This window comes from Xanthomonas maliensis (assembly GCF_009192945.1).
Taxonomy (GTDB): domain Bacteria; phylum Pseudomonadota; class Gammaproteobacteria; order Xanthomonadales; family Xanthomonadaceae; genus Xanthomonas; species Xanthomonas maliensis.
In genome coordinates, this window is sequence record NZ_NSET01000004.1 from 115,957 (window position 1) to 139,772 (window position 23,816).

General features: G+C 67.9%; 15 protein-coding genes. 9 read left to right on the forward strand and 6 right to left on the reverse strand.

Annotation, left to right across the window (positions count from 1 at the left end):
- Positions 1-212: 212 nt before the first annotated feature.
- From yoaA to mrcB, 3 genes are all read right to left on the reverse strand, one after another.
- The gene (gene yoaA / locus CKY51_RS01130; protein ID WP_022973863.1) at positions 213-2,213 is read right to left on the reverse strand and encodes a DNA repair helicase YoaA; all 2,001 of its coding nucleotides are present in this window, start codon (positions 2,211-2,213) and stop codon (positions 213-215) included.
- A gap of 197 nt (positions 2,214-2,410) precedes the next feature.
- The gene (locus CKY51_RS01135) at positions 2,411-2,932 is read right to left on the reverse strand and encodes a tetratricopeptide repeat protein (RefSeq protein WP_022973862.1); all 522 of its coding nucleotides are present in this window, start codon (positions 2,930-2,932) and stop codon (positions 2,411-2,413) included.
- A gap of 13 nt (positions 2,933-2,945) precedes the next feature.
- Positions 2,946-5,390, reverse strand: coding sequence for a penicillin-binding protein 1B (gene mrcB, locus CKY51_RS01140; RefSeq protein WP_022973861.1), 2,445 nt, complete (start codon positions 5,388-5,390; stop codon positions 2,946-2,948).
- 94 nt (positions 5,391-5,484) lie between these two features.
- Here mrcB and CKY51_RS01145 point away from each other — a divergent pair, with 94 nt between their 5' ends.
- On the forward strand, positions 5,485-7,587 hold the full coding sequence (locus CKY51_RS01145) for a glycosyltransferase (protein WP_022973860.1): 2,103 nt from the start codon (positions 5,485-5,487) through the stop codon (positions 7,585-7,587).
- A 20-nt stretch (positions 7,588-7,607) separates the two neighbouring features.
- On the opposite strand, the gene CKY51_RS22340 is transcribed toward CKY51_RS01145, so the two are convergent.
- Positions 7,608-9,122, reverse strand: coding sequence for an ATP-binding protein (locus CKY51_RS22340; protein WP_022973859.1), 1,515 nt, complete (start codon positions 9,120-9,122; stop codon positions 7,608-7,610).
- 101 nt (positions 9,123-9,223) lie between these two features.
- Entirely contained in the window at positions 9,224-11,383 is a 2,160-nt protein-coding gene (locus CKY51_RS01160) for a RelA/SpoT family protein (protein ID WP_022973858.1), read from the reverse strand.
- A gap of 310 nt (positions 11,384-11,693) precedes the next feature.
- Here CKY51_RS01160 and pqqA point away from each other — a divergent pair, with 310 nt between their 5' ends.
- From pqqA to CKY51_RS01200, 8 genes are all read left to right on the forward strand, one after another.
- Positions 11,694-11,774, forward strand: coding sequence for a pyrroloquinoline quinone precursor peptide PqqA (gene pqqA, locus CKY51_RS01165; RefSeq protein ID WP_022973857.1), 81 nt, complete (start codon positions 11,694-11,696; stop codon positions 11,772-11,774).
- Between the two features lie 61 nt (positions 11,775-11,835).
- Positions 11,836-12,735: a pyrroloquinoline quinone biosynthesis protein PqqB gene (gene pqqB, locus CKY51_RS01170; protein WP_022973856.1), complete on the forward strand. Its 900-nt coding sequence runs from the start codon at positions 11,836-11,838 to the stop codon at positions 12,733-12,735.
- Entirely contained in the window at positions 12,732-13,484 is a 753-nt protein-coding gene (gene pqqC / locus CKY51_RS01175) for a pyrroloquinoline-quinone synthase PqqC (protein WP_031340561.1), read from the forward strand. Before pqqB ends, pqqC begins: the two co-directional genes overlap by 4 nt.
- Positions 13,481-13,759, forward strand: a complete 279-nt coding sequence (gene pqqD, locus CKY51_RS01180; RefSeq protein WP_031340560.1) for a pyrroloquinoline quinone biosynthesis peptide chaperone PqqD — start codon at positions 13,481-13,483, stop codon at positions 13,757-13,759. Before pqqC ends, pqqD begins: the two co-directional genes overlap by 4 nt.
- Positions 13,756-14,868 carry a pyrroloquinoline quinone biosynthesis protein PqqE gene (pqqE, locus tag CKY51_RS01185; RefSeq protein ID WP_022973855.1) on the forward strand — a complete coding sequence of 371 codons (1,113 nt, stop codon included), beginning with the start codon at positions 13,756-13,758 and terminating at the stop codon, positions 14,866-14,868. The genes pqqD and pqqE overlap by 4 nt, the downstream gene beginning before the upstream one ends.
- A 79-nt stretch (positions 14,869-14,947) precedes the next feature.
- A complete protein-coding gene (locus CKY51_RS01190) occupies positions 14,948-15,454 on the forward strand; it encodes a hypothetical protein (RefSeq protein ID WP_022973854.1) in 507 nt (168 codons plus the stop codon).
- Between the two features lie 416 nt (positions 15,455-15,870).
- Complete coding sequence (locus CKY51_RS01195; protein WP_022973853.1) at positions 15,871-16,905, forward strand: glucokinase; 1,035 nt, start codon at positions 15,871-15,873, stop codon at positions 16,903-16,905.
- 108 nt (positions 16,906-17,013) lie between these two features.
- Entirely contained in the window at positions 17,014-19,632 is a 2,619-nt protein-coding gene (locus tag CKY51_RS01200; protein WP_152248759.1) for a TonB-dependent receptor, read from the forward strand.
- 52 nt (positions 19,633-19,684) lie between these two features.
- Here CKY51_RS01200 and hrpA read toward each other — a convergent pair whose 3' ends face one another.
- The gene (gene hrpA, locus CKY51_RS01205; RefSeq protein ID WP_022973851.1) at positions 19,685-23,803 is read right to left on the reverse strand and encodes an ATP-dependent RNA helicase HrpA; all 4,119 of its coding nucleotides are present in this window, start codon (positions 23,801-23,803) and stop codon (positions 19,685-19,687) included.
- Positions 23,804-23,816: the final 13 nt, after the last annotated feature.

The window sequence follows — 23,816 nt, forward strand, 5'->3', positions numbered from 1 at the left end:
GGCGGGCGGCGGCGCGCCGCAATCGCGGCGCGCCGGGAGCGGCCTGCTGCTGTTGGCGCAGTGGGCCTGTCCTGACGCTGCGATACGCGCATCGGCAATGGGAGATCAGATGCGCAACCGTGCAGGTGCGTTGCGGGTGCGCAGGCCTCCTGTCCATTCGCCTCCCGGCCACAACCGTCGCATCGACGATGCGTCTACCGCCCTCGCCCGCGCTAACCGGGGTCGGTATCGCGCGTCACGGCTTCGCTGGCCGGTGCCGCAGTGCCAAAAAAGTCCTGCACCGCAGCGATGTCGCGAGTACGCGCGAACGGCGGCAACGACTCGAGGAAGGTGCGGCCGTAGCCCTTGCTCAGCAAGCGCGGGTCGCACAGCACCAGCACGCCGCGATCGGTCTCGCTGCGGATCAGCCGTCCCACGCCCTGCTTGAGTGCGATCACCGCCTGCGGCAGCTGTTCGTCGCGGAACGGATTGCCGCCCTCGCGCCGGATCGCATCCAACCGCGCCTCGAACACCGGGTCGTCCGGCGCGGCGAACGGCAGCTTGTCGATCACGACCACGCTCAAGGCATCGCCCACCACGTCCACACCCTCGCGGAAGCTAGCCGATCCGAGCAAGACGCCGTTGCCGGAGGCGCGAAAGCGCTGCAGCAAGGTGGCACGCGGCGCCTCGCCCTGCACGAACAACGGCCACGGCGCGTCGCGCAGGGCCTCGGCCGCCTCGCGCAGCGCGCGGTGCGAGGCAAACAACAGGAAGGCGCGACCGTTGGATGCCTCCAGCACGGGGCGCAGCGCGGCGATCAAGGCGGTACCAAACCCGCGCGCGGCCGGATCGGGCAACCCCGGCGGCAGATAGCACAGCGCCTGGCGCGCCCAGTCGAAAGGACTGGGCTGCAACAAGGTCTGCGGATCGTCCAAGCCCAACCGCGTGGCGATATGCGCAAACTCCCCGCCGACCGCCAGCGTTGCCGAGGTAAAGATCCAGGCCGCCAGCGATTTTTCCCGATGCGCGCGCAGTGGCCCGGACACATCCAGCGGCGTGCGCTGACAGCGGAAGCCACGCGGACTCAGCTCATACCACAGCACGTCGTTGTCGACCGCCTCGGCCGGCTCCTGGTCGAAGTCCGGCACCAGCGCATCCTCGCCGAGCCAACGCGACAACCGTGCCAACGCTTCCTGCGCGCGGGCGCTGCAGCCATCGAATCCTGGGGAAGCCTCGCGCAGCGGCAGCAAGGCCTCGCCCAGCCGCGCCAGCGCCGTCAATACCGCATCGAATCCCTCACGTACCTGCGGCCGCGATAGCGCGCGCCACTGGGTGCCGCGCGCCGGCAAGCCCTCCATCCCGCCCCGCAGCGACCGCAAGGCCTCGTCCAGCGCCAGGATCGGCTGCTGCAGGCTGGCTTGCGCACCGGCCACCAGCCGCGCCTCGGCCATGCAGTCGCGTGCCAGCTCCTGCCACGGCCGCATGCCGAAGCTTTCGCCGAAGAAGTTGGCCGCCAGTTCCGGCAACTGATGCGCCTCGTCGATGACGAAGGCCTGCGCGCCCGGCAGGATCTCGCCAAAGCCTTCCTGCTTGAGCGCCAGGTCAGCCAGCAGCAGGTGATGATTGACCACCACCAGATCGGCCGCCTGCGCGCGCTGGCGCGCCTGTACCACGAAGCATTCGCCGTAGAACGGGCAGTCGGTGCCCAGGCAGTTGTCGACGGTGGAGGTGACCATCGGCAGCAGTGGCGAATCGTCCGGCAAGGCCTCCAGTTCGGCCATGTCGCCGAACTGGGTGCGGCCGCTCCAGGCGACGATGCGCTGGAACTGCGAGACCTGCTCGGGCGAGGTGAAGCGCGGTTCGCCGCGGGCCTGCTGGGTGCGGTACTTGCACAGATAGTTGGCGCGTCCTTTCAGCAGCGCACTGCGCAGTCCGATGCCCAAGGCGGCACGTACGCGCGGCAGGTCGCGATGGAACAACTGGTCCTGCAGCGCGCGCGTACCGGTCGAGACGATGGTCTTCAGCCCGGACAACAGCACCGGCACCAGGTAGGCATAGGTCTTGCCGGTGCCGGTGCCGGCCTCGGCCAGCAGCACATCGCGCTGCTGCAAGGTGTCGGCGATGGCGGCCGTCAGCCGCAGCTGCGCCGGGCGCGGACGGAAAGCATCCAGTTGGCGTGCCAGCGCACCGCCCGCACTGAGGGCTTCGGTACTGGCGGCGGCGAGTTCGGACATGGAAACGACGGCAGGAACGCGAACGGACGGCCGGACAGCCTAGCGGGTGTGGAGCGGCGACGGGGCAGTACCGCGTGACGACAGCCACCGCGCAGCTTCGCCGCGACCACCGCGATGGATGCTGCCAGCTGCGGGCATCCTCCTCCGCAGGTCGGCCGCACATGACGGCGCACTGCGATCAGAGCCCACTGCCGCGACTAGAACCGCTTTATTCCCGGCACGGTGCAGGAGGCGATCTGCGCCTTGGCCGAGGCCGCGTTCTCCAGCTCGCCGCGTGCGATGCGTGCCTGCTCGATGGTCGCCCAATGCCGGCGGCACAGCGGGCCGGTGCGCGAGCCCAGGTCCACCGCCTGCTTGGCATAGCGCTCGGCCGCAACCCAATCGCCTTGCAGTACGGCCACTTCGGCACGTTCCTGCAGCACCGCCGGATCGCCAGCGACCAGCGCCAGCGCCTGATCCAATGCCTTGGCGGCAGCGGGCAGATCGCCAACCTGGCGCTTGGCCTTGGCGGTCTCGCGCAGGTCTTCCACCTGCGGGTCGCGCAATGGCTGGATGGACAGCTCGGTGTCGTCGACGCCGCCGACCTTTTCGATCATGGCCAGGCGCTGCGCGGGCGTGGTGGTGTCGCGCGGTGCCGGCGGCGGCGGCGGCGCGGACACGCAGGCCGCCAAGGCGCTGGCGAGCACGATGAGGATGAGCAGGCGAGGCAATGCAGTCATGGCGAACCGTCCATCAATGCGCAGGTGGGGCCGAAGCCGGTGCAGGGGTGGGGGTCTCCTGCTTCTTGTCCAGGCCGAAGAAACGGCGCCAGCCGCCACCGGACGCCGGCGCGGATGCCTCCGCTGCCTCGGTGGGGGCCGCGGTCTCGACCGACGGAGCATAGCCGGCACAGGGGGCATGCGCCGGGGTGAAGCCAACCACGAACGGGAATTGCCGCGCGCCTGGGCAGCCGGCATCGGTCACCCCGGTGCCGCTGGCATCCACCCATTGCCAATCCAACCCCTTGCCGCTGACCTTCAACGGCGCGCTCGGCAGACGGGCGAAGATGCTCGACCACACCCGCATCGCGCCCGTTGCGCCATACAGGCCGGTCTGTTCGTTCTGGTCGTTGCCCATCCAGATCACCGCCAGATGATCGCCGGTGTAGCCGGCATACCAGCTGTCGCGCCCATCGTTGGAGGTACCGGTTTTGCCGGCCGGCGACAATCGACCGAGCCCATCGCTCAACAACTGGCGCGCGGTGCCGCCGGTCACCACCTGTTGCAGGCCGACACTGATCAGGTTGGCGGCCACCGAGTCGCCTTCCTGCGCCGGCGCCGGGGTCTTGTCGTAGCGCTTGAGCAGGTTGCCCTGCGGATCGAGCACGCCGCGCACCGCATGCAGCGGCTGGATTTCGCCGCCCGCGGCAAGGAACTGGTACAGCTGCGCCATGCCATAGGGGCTCTGGTCGGTGGCCCCCAGGATCAGCGACGGATTGCTGTCGGCCTTGATGCCGGCCAGGACCTGGATCAGCTGCGCCACCCGCTCCGGACCGACCTGCATGCCGACCCGCACTGTGGCCTGGTTGTAGGAATGCGCCAGCGCATCGATCAATCGGACCGTGCCGTGGCTACGGTTGTCGGAGTTGTCCGGCGACCAGGTCCGACCACGTCCCAGTTGCACCGTCACCGGCGAATCGTCGACCCAGCTGGACAACGACCAGCGGTCCGGCGATGCCAGCGCCAGCAGATACACGAAGGGTTTGAGCAGCGAACCGACCTGGCGCTGGGCCTCGACCGCACGATTGAACCCCGGCTTGGCGACATCGCGGCTGCCGACCACCGCCAGCACATCGCCGTTGTGCACATCGGTCACCACCAGGCCGGCCTGCAGCGGCGGCCGCTTCTTGTTCTCCAACCGCTTGATGGTGCCGGTCACCGCGCCTTCGGCATACGCCTGTGCGGACGGCGACATGCCGGTCAGCACACTCATGCCGGCGCCCTGCAGCACGCTTTCCGGGTAATCGTGGGCCAGCTGGCGCCGCACCAGGTCGACGTAGGCCGGGAAGCGGTTGGCCGCGACCAAGCCCGGCTCCTTCGGCACGCCCAGCGGCGCGGCCAGCGCGCGCTTGTACTCGGCATCGTCGATCAGATTGCTCTCGCGCAGCTTGCCGAGCACGAAGTTGCGTCGATCCAGGGCACGCTCGGGGCTGCGCCGCGGGTCATAGTAGGACGGCCCTTTGACCAGGCCGATCAGCAACGCGATCTGCTCGGTGGTCATCGAGGTCAGCTCGCGCCCGAACCAGAACTCCGCGCCCGATGACACGCCATGCACGGCTTGGCCGCCGCGTTGCCCCAGGTAGACCTGGTTGAGATAGGCCTCCAGGATGGTGCGCTTGTCGTAGCGCGCTTCCATGATCAAGGCATAGAGAATCTCGTTGAGCTTGCGGGTGAGCGTCTGTTCCTTGCCGATGCCGAGCAGGCCGCTGCGGGCCAGCTGTTGGGTCAGGGTGCTGGCGCCCTGGCGAACCTGCCCGCCCGAGCGCGCCATCACCCAGGCCGCCCGCACCATGCCGCTGATGTCGATACCGTGGTGGCTGTTGAAATCGCGGTCTTCCACCGCCTGCAGCCCGGTCACCAGCAATTCCGGCACCTCTTCCATGCGGACCAACCGGCGCTCTTCCTGCTTTTGCCCGTACAGCGTCGCTATGCGGGCCGGGTCAAGACGCGCATTCTTGAGCGCTTTGCGGTCCGCAGCATTACGCAGAGTCGCGACCCGTCCGCTGGCGAGGGTGACTTCGATCCGCCGCGCCGGCACCCGCCCGTCGACATCGACATAGCCGCGACTGGCGATCACAAAGCGCCCGCCGTCCTGCCGATAGGTGCCGGCCAGCACGCCCTGCCCGTCCTCACGGTAGGAAGCGGCGTCCAGTTCGGTCTTCAAGGTCGGCGCATCCAGTGCCAGTCCGGGCGACAGCACCAGCGGGCGCGCATAGACGCGGGTCGGGATCTGCCAGCGCAATTCGCCGAACCGCTGGGTGACCTGCGAGTTCAGATAGACCGTGTACGGAATCAGGAAGCCCAGCGCCAGCGCCAGTGCGGCCAGTGCCCAGACGATCAGTCGGCGCGGCCAGGGAGAATCCTGTGGGGTGTCGTCCTCGAAATCGTCGGGATCGTCGTGTTCGTAGCGTCGGGGCACGGGAATGCGAGAATGTAGAGTCCGGCGAGTCTATCGCAGGCCTGTCATGGCTGTGGAAGCGCTTGCCCCCTGCTTAAGCTGGAGTTCCAACGGCATGTCATTCACCCTGGCCGAGGCGCGGTATCTATTCAACCGCGCACTCGGCCTGATCCACCGCAGCCTGGCCAGCCTGCGTACCCGCGGCTGGCGCGCCACCTGGCAGCGCATCCGCGTCCACACCCAAGCGCCACCGGTTGCGCTCGGCACGCCGCTGTGGCTGCCGGAAGCGGCGCCGTTCGCGCCATTTGCCGTGCCACTGGACGCCCTGCCGCGCGCGACGGTGGTCATCCCGGTCTATAACCAGATCGGCCATACCCTGGCCTGCCTGCGTGCGCTGGCGACGCATCCGCCGCGGCTACCGGTCGAGATCGTCGTGGTGGACGACGGCAGCAGCGATGCCACCCCCACCCAATTGCCGCAGGTGCAGGGGCTGCACTACCACCGGCGTGCCGCCAATGGCGGCTTCATCGCCGCCTGCAACGATGGCATCGCGCTGGCGCGTGGCGACTACGTGGTGTTGCTCAACAACGATACGATTCCGCAGCCAGGCTGGCTGGATCGGTTGATCGCCACCTTCGACCAGGTCCCCGAGGCCGGCCTGGTGGGGGCGCAGCTGGTGTATCCGGATGGCCGACTGCAGGAATCCGGTGGCGTGGTATTCGCCGATGGCAGCGCCTGGAGCTATGGACGGTTCGAGTCGGTCGACGACCCGCGCTATGCCTATCTGCGATCGATGGACTACTGCTCCGGCGCGGCGATCGCGCTGCCGCGGGCGCTGCTGCAGCGCCTAGGCGGACTGGATCGCCGCTACATGCCGGCCTACTACGAAGATACCGACCTGGCCTTCGCGGTCCGCGCGGCGGGCAAGCGCGTACTGGTACAACCGGCCAGCGTGGTGGTGCACGACGAAGGCACCAGCAATGGCACCGATCTGCGCACCGGCGTGAAGGCCTACCAGGTCCGCAACCAGACAGTATTTGCAGAAAAATGGCGTCAGGTCTTGACCGGCCAGCTGGCAGCGGGAACCGTCCCGGGGCCTGCCCTGCTGCATCGCCACCAACGGCAGGTGCTGATCCTCGACGAGTGTGTCCCGCAGCCGGACCGCGACTCTGGTTCGCTGCGCCAGTTCAACCTGATCCGCCTGCTGTGCGCAGAAGGCGCGCATGTCGTGTTCGTGCCCACCCGTCGCGAACACGCCGGCGAACACACGCGAGCGCTGCAACAGCTGGGCGTGGAGGTTTGGTACGCGCCGTTCCTCGATGGCATCGGCACGTGGTTGCGCCAACATGGCGTGCGTTTCTCCAGCGTCCTGCTGGTGCGCCACCATGTCGCCCACGCCTGCCTGCCGCTGCTGCAGCAATATGCACCGCAGGCGCGCACCTTGTTCGACACGGTCGACTTGCACTATCTACGCGAACGCCGCGGCGCCGAGATCGCGGGCGACGCCAACCTGTTGCGCGCGGCCGAACGCACCCGCCAGCGCGAACTGGAGATCATGGCAGCGACCGACGTCACCGTACTGGTCTCGGCAGCGGAGCAGGAGCAGTTGCGCGCCGATGCGCCGAAGATCCGCACCGCCCTGCTGTCCAACCTGCATGAGGTCGCCGGCCCGGGCGGCAGCTTTGCGCAACGCCGCGATCTGGTGTTCGTCGGCGGCTTCCGTCACCCGCCCAACGCCGACGCGATGCAATGGTTCATCAGCACGATCTTTCCGCTGATTCGCGCACAACTGCCGGAAGTGACCTTTCATTGCATCGGCGCCGACCTCCCCGCTGCGCTGCAGCTGCTGGCCGATGAATGCCCCGGCGTACAGGTGCATGGTCACGTGCCCGATCTGCGGCCCTACATGGAGCAGGCACGGGTGGCGGTGGCGCCGTTGCGCTTCGGCGCCGGGGTCAAGGGCAAGATCAACCTGAGCATGGCGCACGGGCAACCGGTCGTCGGCACGTCGTGCGCAGTGGAAGGCATGCACCTGCGCGATGGCGAGGATGTCTGCGTGGCCGATGACGCAGATGCCTTCGCTGCCGCGGTCGTGCGGCTCTACCAGGACCCGGTGCTGTGGCAGCGACTGGCCGACAATGGCCTGCACAATGTCGCTCGCCACTTCTCGCTGGATGCCGCGCGGGCGACGGTCCGCACGCTGTTCATCGACGGCTGACGCTGGCGCTAGCGCTGCGTTCAGCGCCGATCGGTCGCCGCTCGCACGCGGCGACTGAATTCGGCCAGTTCCGGCAGCGACGGATCCAGTTGCTGCGCCTGCTCCTGCGCCCGCCGCGCAAACAGCGCGTCCTCCTGACCCAGCCGCTCGCTCCCCACCGCGATCCAGCGCTGCGCCAGGCGCCGACGCGCCTCGCCCACGGCATCCCCGGACGGAGTCAAGGCCTGCCAGGCATCCAGACAACCGCGTGCAGCGCGCAGGCGATTGTTGCGCAACTCCTCCTCGAAGCAGCGCCGACTCTCCGGCACCACCCGCGCGGCCGCCTGCAGCACGCGCGGGTCGCGCGGCGCCAACGCCTGCGCGGCACGTACCGCGTCGTACGCACTGTCTCCGGGCGGGGCCAGCCACTGTTGCCGCGCTTCGGCCGCCTGTGCCTGCTGCAACAAGCGCCGCAGGCGGGTCTCGCGTGCGGCGCGCGAGAGCCGACTCTCTGGGCCGCGCTGCGCCTCGCGGGCGCGCGTCAGCGCTTGCTCGGCCTGGGCGATCGCCGGCAGATCCGCCACCAGTGCACGCGCCTGCTGCAGCGAGTTCTGTGCGGCGTCGAACTGGAAATCGGCCGCCTGGCGCGCGCCCTGGGCTGCATATTCGGCCGCCACCTGCTCCAGTCCACGGCGGGCCATCGCATCGTCTGGCGCGGCGGCGAGCACGGCCTGGAAATCGCGCGCGGACGGCGCCAGCCGCCCCCGTTGCAGCAAGCGTTCGGCGCGTCGTCGGCGCTGATCCAGCGCCCGGTGATAATGCCCTTCGGTCAGCGGCACATCGGCATGCCCGGCGTCGAAGCGCTTGGCCGCCGCCAGCAGCGCACCGGCAGTGACCAGATCTTCGCGCCCGAGCGCCGCACGCGCCTGCGCCAGCACATCGGTCAGCGCATCCTCGCGCCCTTCCAGCGCATCGGTCCGGTCCGGCGCCAACGCCAACACTCGCTGATACAGCGGCAGCGCGCTGTCCGACGTGCCGTCCAGCCGTCCTTCCCGCTGCGCGGCCGCTGCCTGTGCGACCAAGGCATCCAGGCCGACACGCTGTGCGCGCTGACGGCGCAACGGCACCGCCACCGCATCGATCTGCGCTTGCGGCACCTGCAAGGCGCTGGCCAGCGACAGCGCCTGCTGGGCCTGTTCGAGCTGACCGGCGGCCAAGGCCGCGCGCGCCTGCCGAACCGCTGCCGCGCCGGTACGCACCAAACCAGCGCGGGCTTCGCTGCGATCGCTGTCCAGCGCCAGCGCGGCGGCGAACAGATCGCGCGCGCCGCTGCCATCGGCGGCGCTCAGTCGGCCTTGCGCCAACGCCGTCTCGCCCGCCTGCAGCAGTTGCTGGATCCGGGTATCTGGCCATAGCGAATCGGCGAGCGGGCGGCGCAACGCCACCAGGCCGATCGTCAGCGCTACCGCCAACACCACGACCAGCCGCCATAGCGCAGGACTGCGCAACGGTCGCCAAAGGCGCGGCGAGCGGGCCCAGCGCGGCAACAGGGGCATACGGTGGCGTCCATCCTTGGCGCGACCTGACGGGGACGCGTTCACGGCGCAATGGTAACTGGCCGCCGCGAAGACCGCGTTCGTACGCCGTCCGCCCCCCATTACCCGAGCCGTCGGACCTCGCTGACACCGGGCAGCGCATCGAGCTTGCCGAGCAAGGCCGACAACTGCCCGTAGTCGCTGACCTTCAGCCGCAACCGCAGCTGCGCGCGGCCGCTGTCGCGCACATTGTCGCTGTTGATCTCCAGGACGTGCGCGTCCTCCTGCGCGATCACGTTGCTGATGTCCTTGAGCAGCCAACGCCGGTCCACCGCCCTGACCTGCACGTCGACCTCATAGCCGCTGCCAGCCTGTCCCCATTCCACTGGCAGGACCCGCTGCGGATGCGCGGCCGCCAGACGCGACAACGCCGCGCAATCGGTGCGGTGCACGGTGACGCCGCGGCCACGGGTGAGATAGCCGGCGATCGGCTCGCCGGCCACCGGCTGGCAGCAACGCGCCAGTTGCACCAGCAGATTGCCGACGCCCTGCACGGTGAACTTGGACTTGCCCAGGCCCTGCCGGCGTGCCGTCGGCCGTGGCGGCGCCGGGGTCTGCGGCTGCGACGCCGCGCGCTCGGCTTCCAGCAAGGCGCGACTGATCTGGCTGGGCCCGGTATCGCCCAGCGCCACCTGGATGTAGAGATCGTCCACGCTGTCGGCGTGGAACTTGCGCGTGGCCGCGCCCAGATCGGCGTGCTGCAGGCCCAGCCGCTTGAGTTCGCGATCCAGTAGCTCCTTGCCTGCCTGCACGTTGCGCGCGCGGTCCAGCTTGTGGAACCAGGCGCGCACCTTGTCTCGCGAGCGCCCGCTGGCCAGAAAGCCGTTCGATGCCAACAGCCAGTCGCGGCGCGGATCGGCTTCCTTGGCGGTCATGATCTCCACCCGGTCGCCGCTGCGCAGGCGGTAGGTCAGCGGCACGATGCGATCATTGACCCGCGCACCGCGACAGCGATGCCCCACCATCGTGTGCACGTGGTAGGCGAAGTCCAGCGGCGTGGCGCCCTGCGGCAAGTCGATGACCTCGCCCTTGGGCGTCAGCGCATAGACCCGGTCCTCGATCAGCTCGGCGTCCAGCGCGCCGGCCAGCTCGCCATGCTCGCCGTCCTGCACCTGCTCGAGCAGTTGGCGCATCCACAGGATCTTGCGATCGAAGGCCTTCTCCGCGCCCTTGCCGCCTTCCTTGTATTTCCAGTGTGCGGCCACGCCCAGCTCGGCCTGGGCGTGCATCTCGTGGGTACGGATCTGGATCTCGATCGTGCGGCCTTCCGGCCCCACCACCGCGGTGTGCAGCGATCGGTAATCGTTGGCCTTGGGCCGGGCGATGTAGTCGTCGAACTCGCTGGGCACCGGCGTCCACAGTGCATGCACCGCGCCCAACGCTGCGTAGCAGGCGGCCACGTCGTCGACCATCACCCGCACGGCGCGCACGTCGTACAGCTGGTCGAAGGCCAGCCGCTTCTTCTGCATCTTCCGCCAGATGCTGTAGATGTGCTTCGGCCGGCCACTGACCTCGGCGTGCAGGCCTTGCTGGGCCAGCGCCGACGACAGGCTACGCTTGACCGCTTCGATGTAGCGCTCGCGCGCCACCCGGGTCTCATCGACCTCGCGCGCGATGCGCCGATAGGTCTCCGGCTCCAGGTGCCGGAACGCCAAGTCCTCCAGCTCCCACTTGAGCTGCCAGATACCCAGCCGGTTGGCCAGCGGCGCATGGATGTCGCGGGTCAGCTGCGCCAACGCACGGCGCCGCTCCTCGCCCAGCCGGTCGGCGACCCGCATGCGCGCCAGTTGCCGCGCCAGCAGGATCGGCACCACGCGCAGATCGTGGATGATGGCCAGCAACAATCGGCGCAGACCCTCGCTGTTGCGCCCGGCATCGCGCCCGGCGTGCAGCGCCCACACCTGGTCGGCGGCATCCAACCCGTCCAGCAAGCCTTCGACGGCACCGCGCCGTTCGGCCGGCTGCCAAGGCAGCGCGGCCAGGCATGCCCGCAACGGAGCTAGTTCGAACACCAAGGCGGCCACCAAGGTCGCCTCGTCGGCGGCCAATAACGCCAGCGCATCGACCGTATCGGCCAACACCGGCCAGGCGACCTCATCGGCAGGTGCGGACGGCAGCACGCGCCAGGCGTCTGCCAGTCCCGCCCGCAACGCCGGGGACAGGGACGCCAGCGCGGGACGCTGCAACAAGGCGTCCAGGCGTTCGGATGAGGTGCTGATCACAACAGGTGGGCAATCGGAGACAGTGCTGACGACTACGGTAACGTGCGCGTCACCCTCTTCACAACGCAGCCTGACGGACCAGGTCGCGCCGGGCCGCAGGCGCCAACTTTAACTGCGGTTCACCTGCATCGTCTTGATTTGCGAGCCGTCGGTCACGTTCGCGCGGGCGCGACCACGGCGACGCGCTGCCGCCACAGCGGCTTTTACACCAGATTTACAACTCCACCAGACCTGCTGCCTATGCTCGATTGGCATCGCGCCGGCTCTCTACGCCCAAGCGGTGCCGTCCCTTCCAACACCGAGGTAGCCCATGAAGACCTGGAACAAGCCCGTCGTGCGTGAAGTGAACTGTGGCGCCGAGATCAACTGCTACGTCTCCGGCGAGCTCTGACCACAGCGGTCGCTGCCCAACGCATGTCCGGCTGTTGCCGGCAACCAGGTAACAGCCTTTCATGCGCATCATCGTTCTCGGATCGGCGGCCGGCGGCGGGCATCCGCAGTGGAATTGCCACACCCCCGCGAGTCTGCGGGCCTGGCAATGCGCTGAGGGTGCCCAACGTCGCACCCAGGCCAGCATCGCAGTCAGCGCGGATGGTCAACGCTGGGTCCTGATCAATGCCTCCCCTGATGTCCGCCAGCAGATCCTGGCAACCCCGAGCCTGTGGCCGCAGCAAGGACTGCGGCATTCGCCGATCGAGGCGGTGCTGCTGACCAGCGGCGAGATCGACCATATCGCTGGCCTGCTGTCGCTACGCGAGAGCCAGCGTTTCTCGTTGCATGCCAGTGCGCGTGTGCTCGAGCTGCTGGCAGGCAATCCGATCTTCGATGCGCTCAACCCGCAGTTCGTCGATCGCCAGCCGTTCGCGCTGGACACGCCGCTATCGCTGCTGGGCCTGCAGTTCACACCTTTCTCTGTACCCGGCAAGGTGCCGTTGTTCATGGAGTCGCGCAGCGGTGGCGATCTGGCCGGCTCCAACGAGGAGACGCTTGGCCTGACCATCGACGACGGTCGCCATCGCCTGCACTACATTCCCGGTTGCGCTGCAATGACCGACGCGTTGCGGGCGCGCCTGCGGGGTGCAGAACTGGTGTTCTTCGACGGCACGCTGTGGCGCGACGACGAGATGGTGCAGCTGGGCGTCAGCCAAAAGACCGGCCAGCGCATGGGCCATATGAGCATCGATGGCGACGACGGCGCCATTGCCGCCTTCGCACCGCTGCAGGTGGCGCGCAAGGTCTTCATCCACATCAACACCACCAACCCCGTGCTCAATGCCCATTCCGCCGAGTGCGCCGCCGCGCGCGCCGCCGGTTGGGAGATCGCGCACGATGGCATGGAGATCGCCCTGTGAGCGCACTGCTATCCCCCGATCAATTGGAAGCCGAGCTGCGCGCGATCGGCGCACGGCTCTACCATGACCGCCATCCGTTCCACGCCTTGTTGCACGGCGGCCAGCTCGATCGCGGCCAGGTCCAGGCCTGGGCATTGAATCGCTTCGAATATCAGCGCTGCATCCCGTTGAAGGACGCAGCGATCCTAGCGCGAATGGACGACCCGGCGCTGCGGCGCATCTGGCGTCAGCGCATCCTCGACCACGATGGCGATGGCGCCACCGACGGTGGCATCGCGCGCTGGCTGTGCTTGACCGATGCCTTGGGATTGGATCGCGCGCTGGTGCAGTCCGGGCGTGCGCTGCTGCCGGGCACGCGCTTCGCGGTACAGGCCTATCTGCAATTCGTGCGCGAGAAGAGCCTGCTGGAGGCGATCGCATCGTCGCTGACCGAGCTGTTCTCTCCGCAAATCATCGGCCAACGGGTGGCCGGCATGCTCAAGCACTACGACTTCGTGTCGTCCGACGCGCTGGCCTACTTCGAGCACCGCCTCAGCGAGGCACCGCGCGATTCGGATTTCGCCCTCGACTACGTCAAGCAACATGCCGACACGCCCGAGAAACAGGCCCTGGTCAAGGCCGCGCTGGAATTCAAGTGTTCGGTGCTGTGGGCGCAGCTGGACGCTCTTCATCTGGCCTACGTCACCCCGGGCATCCGCTGGCCGGGGGCCTTCGTGCCGGAAGACGCCGACCGTCGGGCCGCCGCATGAGTGCGATCACCCGCGATAGCCGGCCGGCCTTGCGCGCCGGCGTGCGCCTGCAACACGACCGCGCCCGCGAGCGCTGGGTGCTGCTGGCGCCCGAACGGGTAGTGGAACTGGACGACACTGCCGCGGCGATCGCGCAGCGTTACGACGGCAGCCGTTCGTTGACCGATATCGCGGCCGAGCTGGCGGCCGAATTCGCTGCCGACGCGGCCGTGATCGAGGCCGATGTGGTCGAATTCACCGACACCTTGCAGCAGAAGCGCCTGCTGCGCGTATGAGCCAGGTGCCGCCGCCGCTGTCGGTCCTGCTGGAGCTGACGCACCGCTGCCCGCTCGCCTGCCCGTACTGCTCCAATCCCATCGCCCTGGCGGCGATGCGCGAGGAAATGGACACCGCCGGCTGGCGCTCGTTGCTCGATCAGGCGGCCGCGCTCGGCGTGCTGCAAGCGCATTTTTCTGGCGGCGAACCGATGCTGCGCAAGGATCTGCCGGCGCTGGTCGCGCACGCGCGCACGCTCGGTCTGTACAGCAATCTGATCACCTCCGGCGTGGCCGGCGGTGAGGCAATGCTCGACCAATTGCGGGACGCGGGCCTGGAACACGTGCAACTGAGCGTGCAGGATGTCGATCCCGCCGGTGCCGACCGCATTGCCGGCTATCGCAACAGCCTGGACAAGAAACGCAGCTTTGCCGCTGCGGCGCGCGCACGCGGGCTGCCGTTGACCATCAACGCGGTGATCCACCGCCACAATGCCGGGCGCGTGCCGGAGATGATCGCGCTGGCGCTCGACTGGCAAGCCGAACGCATCGAGGTGGCGCATACCCAGTACTACGGCTGGGGACTGCGCAACCGGGCCGCCCTGATGCCCAGCCGCGAACAACTGCTGGCCACCATCGCCGCAGTGGAGCAGGCCCGCCGCGAAGTCGGCGAGCGCCTGGCGATCGATTTCGTCACTCCGGACTACTACGCGCGCCAACCCAAGCCCTGCATGGGCGGCTGGGGGCAGCGCTTCGTCAATATTTCTCCGCGCGGCGATGTGCTGCCCTGCCATGCCGCGGAAACCATCCAGGGACTGCGCTTCGACAATCTGCGTGATCGCTCGCTGGCCGATATCTGGGCCCACGGCGACGCCTTCGTTCGCTTCCGTGGGACTGACTGGATGCCGGCGGTGTGCCAGGAGTGCCCCAAACGCGAGATCGACTGGGGTGGCTGTCGCTGCCAGGCGCTGGCCCTCAGCGGCGACGCGGCGACGCTGGATCCAGTCTGCGAGCGCTCGCCCGACCACATGGTGGTACGCGCCACCGCCGGGCAGGAGGCGGCCGCAGCGCCACCGGCACTGGTCTACCGCCGGCCCGCTCGGAGCACGGCAGGCGCGACTCAGGACTAGCGCCGGCACAGACGGCAAGGTCAGTGGCGCGATCGGAGACTGCGACTACACTAACCGCCTTCTCCATTGGATCGCCTCCATGCCCGCCGCGTGCCGCCTTCTTCTGCTGACTGCGCTGTCCCTCGCTGCCGTTCCGGCATTGGCCCAACACAACGCGCACGCCGATCTGCAGTCGCAGATGAGTCCCGAACAATTCAAGGCTGCCGGTCTGAACAAGCTGGACGCGCGCGAACTGGCGGCACTGAACGATTGGCTGCAGGGCAAGGTCGCCACACAGTCGGCGGCTGCGGTCGAACAAGCCAAGGAAGCCGGCCGCCAGGAGGTGATCGTCAAGAATCGTGGCTTCTTCGATTTCGGCAGCAAGGAACCGATCCAGAGCACGCTGGTCGGCGAGTTTGCCGGCTTCGCCAAGAGCCGCGTCTACGTGCTGGCCAACGGCCAGGAGTGGGAACAGACCGACAGCAGCAGCCTGCCGGGCGTACGCAAGTCATCGCCCAAGGTGCAGATCAAGCCGGGCCTGGTCGGCGTGTGGTATTTGCAGATCGACGGCTACAACACCCAAGCCAAGGTGCGTCGCATCAAGTAACGCTGGTGGCCCGGGCGCCGCCGGGCATGCGTCGCAGCGCGTTGTGGCAGCGTGTACAAGCTGACAGCATTGACCTGCATCGACGCCGCGTGGCGCCGATCGCCCGTGCTTGCTGTTTCTACGCATTGACGTCCATCGATGTCATCAATGCCCGCTTGCGGGACTCGCATCCTGGCTGCTGCGTGCATCCGCATTGCTCGGCGGCCGCAGACCACCTCCATCGCCCGCTACGCTTGCCGCGGAACAGTTGCGCGCTTGCGCGCCGCTCGCTGGCAATTCCGCCCAACATGGCAAATCAGTGCTTGGGCCCGCCAGCAAGATCGATCCAACCCGGCTGATCCATTGACATCGTTGTCAGCAATTCCTACACAGCGGCTACCGGCGATCGCGCCGGAGTCCTCGATCAAGGATTGCCCGTGGTTGCGACCCCGCGTTCCGCCCCTGCTTCTGCGTGGCCGGCTACCTCCAGCGGCACGGGCCTGATTGCCGCCGATGTCGGTGGTACGCATGTCCGCATCGCCAGCGTGCATGCCCACGGCGCTGCCATGGAGCTGGCGCACTACCGCACCTATCGCTGCGCCGAACACGCCAGTCTGGAAGCGATCGTGGGCGACTTCCTGGCCGCGACGGCGGTGCCCCGGCAATCATTGGTGATCGCTGCGCCCGGCGTGGCACTGGACGATGGCAACGTGGTCAGCAACAACCTGCCATGGCCGCTGTCGCGGCATCGGTTGCGTGCCACGCTGGAGCTGCGCAGCGTGCAACTGGTCAACGACTTCGAAGCAGTCGCCTATGCGGCGCCGCAGATGGCGCTCAGCGCAGTGGCCCAGCTCAGCGGACCGACGCCGCGGCATGCACGCGCCACCGGGCCGATCCTGGTGGTCGGTCCCGGTACCGGGTTGGGGGCCGCCGTCTGGATCGACGCGACGCCGCATCCGGTCGTGTTGGCGACCGAGGCCGGACAGATGGCCTTGGCCAGTGACCAGCCGCAGGAACAGCTGCTGCTGCAACGCATGCGTCGGGGACAGTCTTACCTGCCGCTGGAGCACGTGCTGTCCGGCCCCGGGCTACAACGTCTGTACCTGGCGTTGTGCGATCGGCAGGGCGAGCAGCCGCGCCATGCGCAACCGGATGCGATCACCCATGCCGCCCTGCATACGGACGATGCGCTGGCGCGCACCTGCCTGCAGCTGTTCTGCGGTTGGCTCGGCAGCGCGGTCGGCGACATGGCGCTCGCCTACGCCGCGACCGGCGGCATCTACCTTGCCGGCGGCATCCTGCCCTCGCTGGCGCCGTTCCTGGCCAGTAGCGAGTTCCGAGTGCGCTTTCTGGACAAGGGCCGCATGCGCGCCGTCCTGGAAGGCATTCCGGTGCATGTGGTCGAACATGGACAGCTCGGCGTGCGTGGCGCCGCCAGCTGGTATCTGCAACAGCGGCACGATCAGTCCTAGCAGTTCCCCGCCTGCATCCCTTTCCCCGCGGATGCAGACGGCTGTGTGACGAGTCTCCGGCGGACAGGCGTCCACCGGCCATCCCGATGCATGATGAGGAGAGACATCATGAAGCACCGTCCTGCTTTGCTGTCCGGCGCGATTGCCGCCGCCCTGACGTTTGCCGCACACGCGCAACAGGCCACCGACCTGGATGCCGTGCAGGTCGTCGGCATCCGTGCCAGCCTGGAAAAATCGCTGGATACCAAACGCAACAACGCCGGCGTGTCCGAAGCCATCACCGCCGAAGACATTGGCAAGTTTCCCAGCACCAATGTCGCCGAGGCCTTGTCGCAGATTCCCGGCGTCACCCTGGATCGCCGCTTCGGCCAGGGCGAGCGCGTCAGCATCGACGGCACCGACCCCAGCCTCAATCTGTCCTTCCTCGACGGCCATCCGGTCGCGCAAGCCATCTGGCTGTATGGCGAGCAGCCCAATCGCGGCTTCGACTACACCTTGCTGGCGCCGCAGATTCTTGGTCGGGCCGAGATTATCAAATCCTCCGAAGCGCGCCTCACCGAAGGCAGCCTGGGCGGCACGGTGCTGATGCAGACCCGGCAACCGCTGGATCTGGACGTCAACGAAGTGGCGGCGTCGGTCGGCTACAGTTATAGCGCACAGGCCAGCCAGGGCAAGCCGAACGCGGCGATCCTCTACAGCTGGAAGAATCCGGCGCAGACCTTCGGCATCGCAGTGTCCGCGCAGCATTACGAAGAGCGGGTGGATCGCCGCGGCATGGAGGTGTTCGGCTATGCGCCGGCCTCCACCTTCGCCAATGCCGCTGGCGTCCCGGCCGATGCGGATGTTCCCAACTCGATCAACTCTGCCTGGTTCCAGCAGGACCGCGAACGCGACAGTGCCGTGGTCAACCTGCAGTTCAAACCCAGTGACGCGCTGGAATTCAATCTCAGCGGTCTGTACATCAACGAGAGCTTCGACAACTACAACCAGTCGATGTACAGCTTCCTGACCTGGAATCCCGGGACCGTGGCCGCGGTGGACCGGCTGGGCGATGTCCGCAATGGCGTGGTGAACAGCGGCCACTCCAGCGCCAATGCCGACCCGCTGGGCGGCACGGTGATCTACGACAACAACGTGCGTGAGTCGGAGGTCACCACGCGCGGCCTGGATCTGCGCGGCGCGTTCCGCGGCGAGCGCTGGGGGCTGAAAGGGCAACTGGGCCAGAGCAAGTCGGAGAACAACGATTTATCGCAATACTTCATCGAGCCGTTCTACAACGGCGGCTTCAGCTGGGACACCCGCCGCGGCATTCGTTTCGACGATCCGGCCGCTGCGCGCGCCCCGGCCAACTGGGGCTCGGCCGGCGGCTGGTTCGGCAACAACGGGATCTTCTCCACCGAGAGCAAGGACCGCTACGGCCAGCTGGATCTGGATCTGCGCATGGATGGACCGTTCAACCAGCTGCTGCTGGGTGTACGCCACGGCAAGCACGAGGAGCGCTTCGTGCTGAACGTCTATGGCGGCGTCACCCCGGGGACGCTGGCCGATGTCGGCACCATCGGACTGACCGACCTGCAGGGCTTCTACCCGGATCATGGCCGCCACGTGCAGGCCGGCCGCAACAACGTGCTGGCCTGGATCCGCAACAGCCCGGTCGACTACGGCGCACCGGACCCGTCCAGTTATCTCAACAACACCTGGGCGCTGGAGCAGACCAATAACGCCGCCTATGCGCAGCTCAACTTTTCCGCCAACGGCTTGCGCGGCAATCTCGGCCTGCGCTATGTCGATTCCAAGACCGAAGGGAGCGGCTTCGTCTATAGCGGCACGCCCACGCTGCAGAACGCCGACAGCCTGTGGCAGACCCGCACGCGCAAGGAAGACTTTCTGCTGCCGTCGCTGACCCTGGCTTACGACGTCGGCGAAGACTGGGTGCTGCGCTTTGCGGCCGCCAAGGTGATTGCCTGGGCGCCCTACAACCAGATGGTCAACAACACCTTCCTCAACGACACCACCCTGACCGGCAGCGGCGGCAATGCCGACCTGTCGCCCTACCAATCATGGAATTTCAACCTCTCGGCCGAGTATTACTTCGCCCGGCAGGCGGTGGTGGCGTGGTCGGTGTTCTACAAGAAGATCGACAACTACATCGACACCAGCGCGCGCATCGAGCGCCAATACAACGCCTTGCGCGACACCGCGCCGCAGAGCTGGGCGCAAGTGGTCGGCAGCAATGGCTGCACCGCCGACGGCTATTGCGACTACAGCATCCAGCGCCCGCGCAATGCCGGCGATGGCAAGGTCAAGGGCTTCACCCTGGCGTTCCAGCAACCCTTCGGCGACAGCGGCTTCGGCCTGACCAGCAGCTACACCTACGCCAGCGGCGAGAACAATACCGGCGACCCGCTGCCTTACCAGTCCCGCAACAGCATCGCGGTCAGCCCGTACTTCGAAAAAGGCCCGCTCAATGCACGCCTTACCTACAACTGGCGCGACAGTTACCTGGCCGGCGGCTACGTGGCCGGTGCCGCGCCCGCCAGCGTGGACGACTATGCCGAACTCGGGGCCAGCATCGGCTACGCGTTCGACGCGCATTGGTCGCTGCAACTGGACGCACAGAATCTGCTCGACGAAGAGTATCTGCAGTATCTGGGCGACAAGGACCATCTGGCAGGCCGCTACAAGAGCGGCCGTCGCTACATGGCCACGCTGCATCTGAAGTTCTGACGATGCCGACCGGCCATCCTCAGGGTGGCCGGTCGGGTGTCGGGCGGCTGGGTCATCCGCCCAGTGCCGCCACCCGTTGCGCCAGCTTTTTGGCCGAAATCCCTGACTTCGCACCCAGCTCCTGCGCGAACACCGACACCCGTAACTCCTCCAGATCCCAACGCAGTGCCTGCCACTCCGGGCGCTGCGTCAACCCGCGGGCGGCGGCGTCCTGTAGCGCATCGACGAACGGCTTGAGTTCGAGCATCCGCGCCTGATCGCGGGCCGGATCGCGCTTGGCCCGCTCGGTGCGCAGAATCATCGCCTTCAGATAGCGCGGATAGTTCGCCAATGCCTCGGCCGGGGTCTGGCGGAGGAATCCGGCATGCACCAGCGCCTGCAACTGCGCCTCCATGTCGTCCAGATTGCCGCGCGCCCACCCCATCAAGGGTGCCTCCAGCAATGGCTTGAGTTCGGCCACCGCGGCCAGAATGGCTTCGGCCAACTTCAACCGCTCCATCGCCTCGCCGAACAAGCGCTTGGACGCGTCGTCGCGGCGCTGTGCGAACGCACCGGGATCGCGGATCGCCGCCAGGCCCTCGGCCAGTACCGCGTTCAGCGCGGCATCGACCAGATCGCCGCGCAAGCGTTCCTGCGACTCGATCGCCGCGTACAGCAAGCCGGTCTTGGGCGAGACCGGCAACTGCTTGCGTGCCTGCTTGATCTTGTCGGCCAGCGCGATCTCGAGCAGGCGGCGGACACCGCCGGGGTGCGCCTGTAGCGCCTGGGTGCGGTCGGCGAAGATCTGCAGCGCGGCGGCATCGCCTTGATCCACCAGGGCCGGATACGCAGGCACGCCGGCTTCGCCCGGTACCTGCGCGGGAATCGGCGCCGCCGGAAACTCGCGCAGTCCTTCGGCCGCCAGCGCGCGACCGGCACGCGCAGCGAACGCCTGCCCGGCACGCTCGCCGAAGCGGGCGCGCAGCGCAGCCAGATCGCGCGATTCGGCCAGCACCTTGCCCTGCTCATCGCGCAGTCGCAGGTTCATGCGCAGATGCGGCTCCAGCGCCGCCTCATCGAAGTCCAGTGCGACCACCGGCACGCCGGTGGCCTTGGCGAGAAAACGCGCCAGCTCGCCACGCATCTCATCGGCCGACGGCGTGCCGTAGGCTTCGTAGAAGGCGCGCGCGAAATCCGGAGCCGGCACGAAATTGCGGCGTTGCGCCTTGGGCAGGCCACGGATCAAGGCGGCTGCCTTGTCGGCGACGAAGCCAGGCGCCAACCAGGATAGCCGCGCCGGATCCAGCGCATTGAGCAAATGCAGCGGCACCTCCAGCGTCACGCCGTCGTCGGCAGCGCCCGGCTCGAAGCGATAATGCAGCGCCAACCGCGCATCGCCCAGCGGCAAATACTTGGGGTACCGATCCGCCTCGCTGCCTTCGCCCGGCAACAGATCCAGCAATGACCAGTGCAGCCCGCGCCGCTTGTCCGCCGGCAGGTTCTTCCACCACGCGTCCAGCCCGCTGGCCGAATGCAACTCGGCAGGCACGCGGTCCAGATACCAACGCGCCTGCCAGTCCTCGTCGGCGACGATGCCTGCCCGCCGCAACTTGGCTTCCTCTTCACGCGCCTGCTCCAGCACCTTCAGGTTGTCGGCGACGAAACCGGCGCGCGTATTGATCTCGCCGGGGACCAAGCCCTGGCGAACGAACAGGTCGTGTGCAGCGGCCGGATCGATCTTGCTAAAATGCACCGGCTTCTTCGGCGCCAGCACCAGTCCGAACAGACTGATCTGCTCGGAAGCGATCACCTGCCCCTGCGCGCGCGACCAGTGCGGGTCGAAGTGCTTGCGCGCCAGTAGATGCGGCAATTCGGCAATGGCCCATTCCGGTTCGATCGCCGCATTGGTCAGGCCCCAGACCTTCTGGGTGTCGAGCAAGGTCGCTGCCAGGATCCACGGCGGCGGCTTGCGCGCCAGGGTCGAACCAGGAAACGGCAGGAACCTGCGCTGCCGCGCCGCCAGAAAATCGCCCTTCTCGGTGCGATGTCCGATCTGCGTCGGCAGGCCGGCCAGCAGTGCGCGATGCAGGGCCTGATAGGCGGCTGCGCGTTCGCGTTCGTTGCGACGCGGCGACGCCTGCCCGGCCTGCTCCTGGGTGCTGATGGCGAGCGCGGGGCCTTCAGGCGTGGTCGTCGGATCGGACTTGCCCTCGCGCGCCAGTCGCGCGGCGCGATGCAACTGGCCGCGGGTCGGACGGTTGGACGCCTGGCCATCGTCGCGCAACGGCGCATTGGACCCTGCCAACAACGGGGTGAACGTGGCCTCGGCCGGTTCCTCGCTCCACCCCAGTTCCTCGCACAACAGACGCAGTTGCCGATGTAGCTCGCGCCACTCGCGCATGCGCAGGAAGCCGAGGAAATGGCGACCGCACCAGTCGCGCAAGCGCGACTGCGTCAGGTCCTCATGGGCCTGCCGGTAGGCCTCCCACAAGCGGAGGATGCCGACGAATTCCGAGCGCGCATCGGCGAACTGCGCGTGCGCGTTGTCGGCCGCCTCGCGCGCTTCCGGCGGTCGCTCACGCGGATCCTGGATCCCCAGGAACGCGGCGATCACGATCATCGCGCGCAGGCAGCCGTGCTGGTGCGCGGCCACCAGCATGCGGGCGAGCTTGACGTCGACCGGCAACCGCGCCATCTGCCGCCCGATCGTCGTCAACCGCCGCTCGCCATCGATGGCGCCCAGCTCCAGCAATTGCTGCCAGCCATCGGCCACGGCGCGTTCGTCCGGCGCTTCCAGAAACGGGAAGTCCTCGATCCGGCCCAGGCCCAGCTGCAGCATGCGCAGGATCACCCCGGCCAGCGAAGAACGCCGGATCTCCGGATCGGTGAAGGCCGGGCGTGCGGCGAAATCCGCTTCCGCGTACAGGCGATAGCAGATGCCCTCGGCGACGCGGCCGCAACGCCCCATGCGTTGATTGGCACTGGCCTGCGACACCGGCTCGATGTGCAGACGGTCGAGCTTCTGCCGCGGACTGTAGCGCTTGACCCGCGCCAGCCCGGGATCGACCACGTAGCGGATACGCGGCACCGTCAGCGAGGTCTCGGCGACGTTGGTGGCCAGCACCAGTCGGCGCTGCGGTCCGGGTTGGAACACCCGATCCTGGTCGTTGGCCGATAGCCGCGCATACAGCGGCACCACTTCGGTCTGGCGGTACTTGCGCCGCTCCAGCGCCTGATGCGCATCGCGGATCTCGCGCTCGCCCGGCAGGAAGACCAGCACATCGCCACGCGGATCGGCCTGGGTGATCTCGTCGACGGCCGCCACGATCGCCTCGTTGAGCGTGCGCTCGCCATTGCGGCCGTCCTCGTCGTCGCCGTCCGCATCGGCAGCGGCCTGGCCCTCCAATGGACGATAGCGCACCTGGACCGGATAGGTGCGTCCTTCCACCCCGATCACCGGCGCATCGCCGAAATGGCGCGCGAAGCGTTCGGTATCGATGGTCGCCGAGGTCACGATCAGCTTCAGGTCCGGCCGCTTCTTCAGCAACTGTTTCAGATAGCCGAGCAGGAAGTCGATGTTGAGGCTGCGCTCGTGCGCCTCGTCGATGATCAAGGTGTCGTAGGCCGACAGCCAGCGATCGCTGGCGATTTCAGCCAGCAGGATGCCGTCGGTCATGAACTTGATGCGCGACTGCTCGCCGACGCGGTCGGTGAAGCGCACCTGGAAGCCGACCGTCGTCCCCAGCGGCGTCTGCAACTCCTCGGCCACGCGCGCGGCCACCGCGCGCGCAGCGATCCGGCGCGGTTGCGTGCACCCGATCATGCCGGCCACGCCGCGCCCGGCCGCCAGGCACAGCTTGGGCAACTGGGTGGTCTTGCCGGAACCGGTCTCGCCCGCGATCACCACCACCTGGTGGTCGCGGATCAGCGCCACGATGCGCTCGGCCTCGCGTGCGATCGGCAGCTGCGCGTCGAGCGTGATCGCCGGGGCGTCCTCTGCGCGCGCCTGCCGCTGCGCCTGCGACGCCGCCAACGCCTGTTCGAAGGCCTCGCGCAGCTGGGTATTGCCGGGCTTGCTCTGCCAGCGCGACCATAGCCCGAGCAGGCGGCCGCGGTCGCGGCTCATGGCCGCGTCGACGGCGCGCCGGCGCTCACGCAAGGTGGCGGCAAGCGTCTGATCGATAGCGCTCATCGATGCGTTGGTG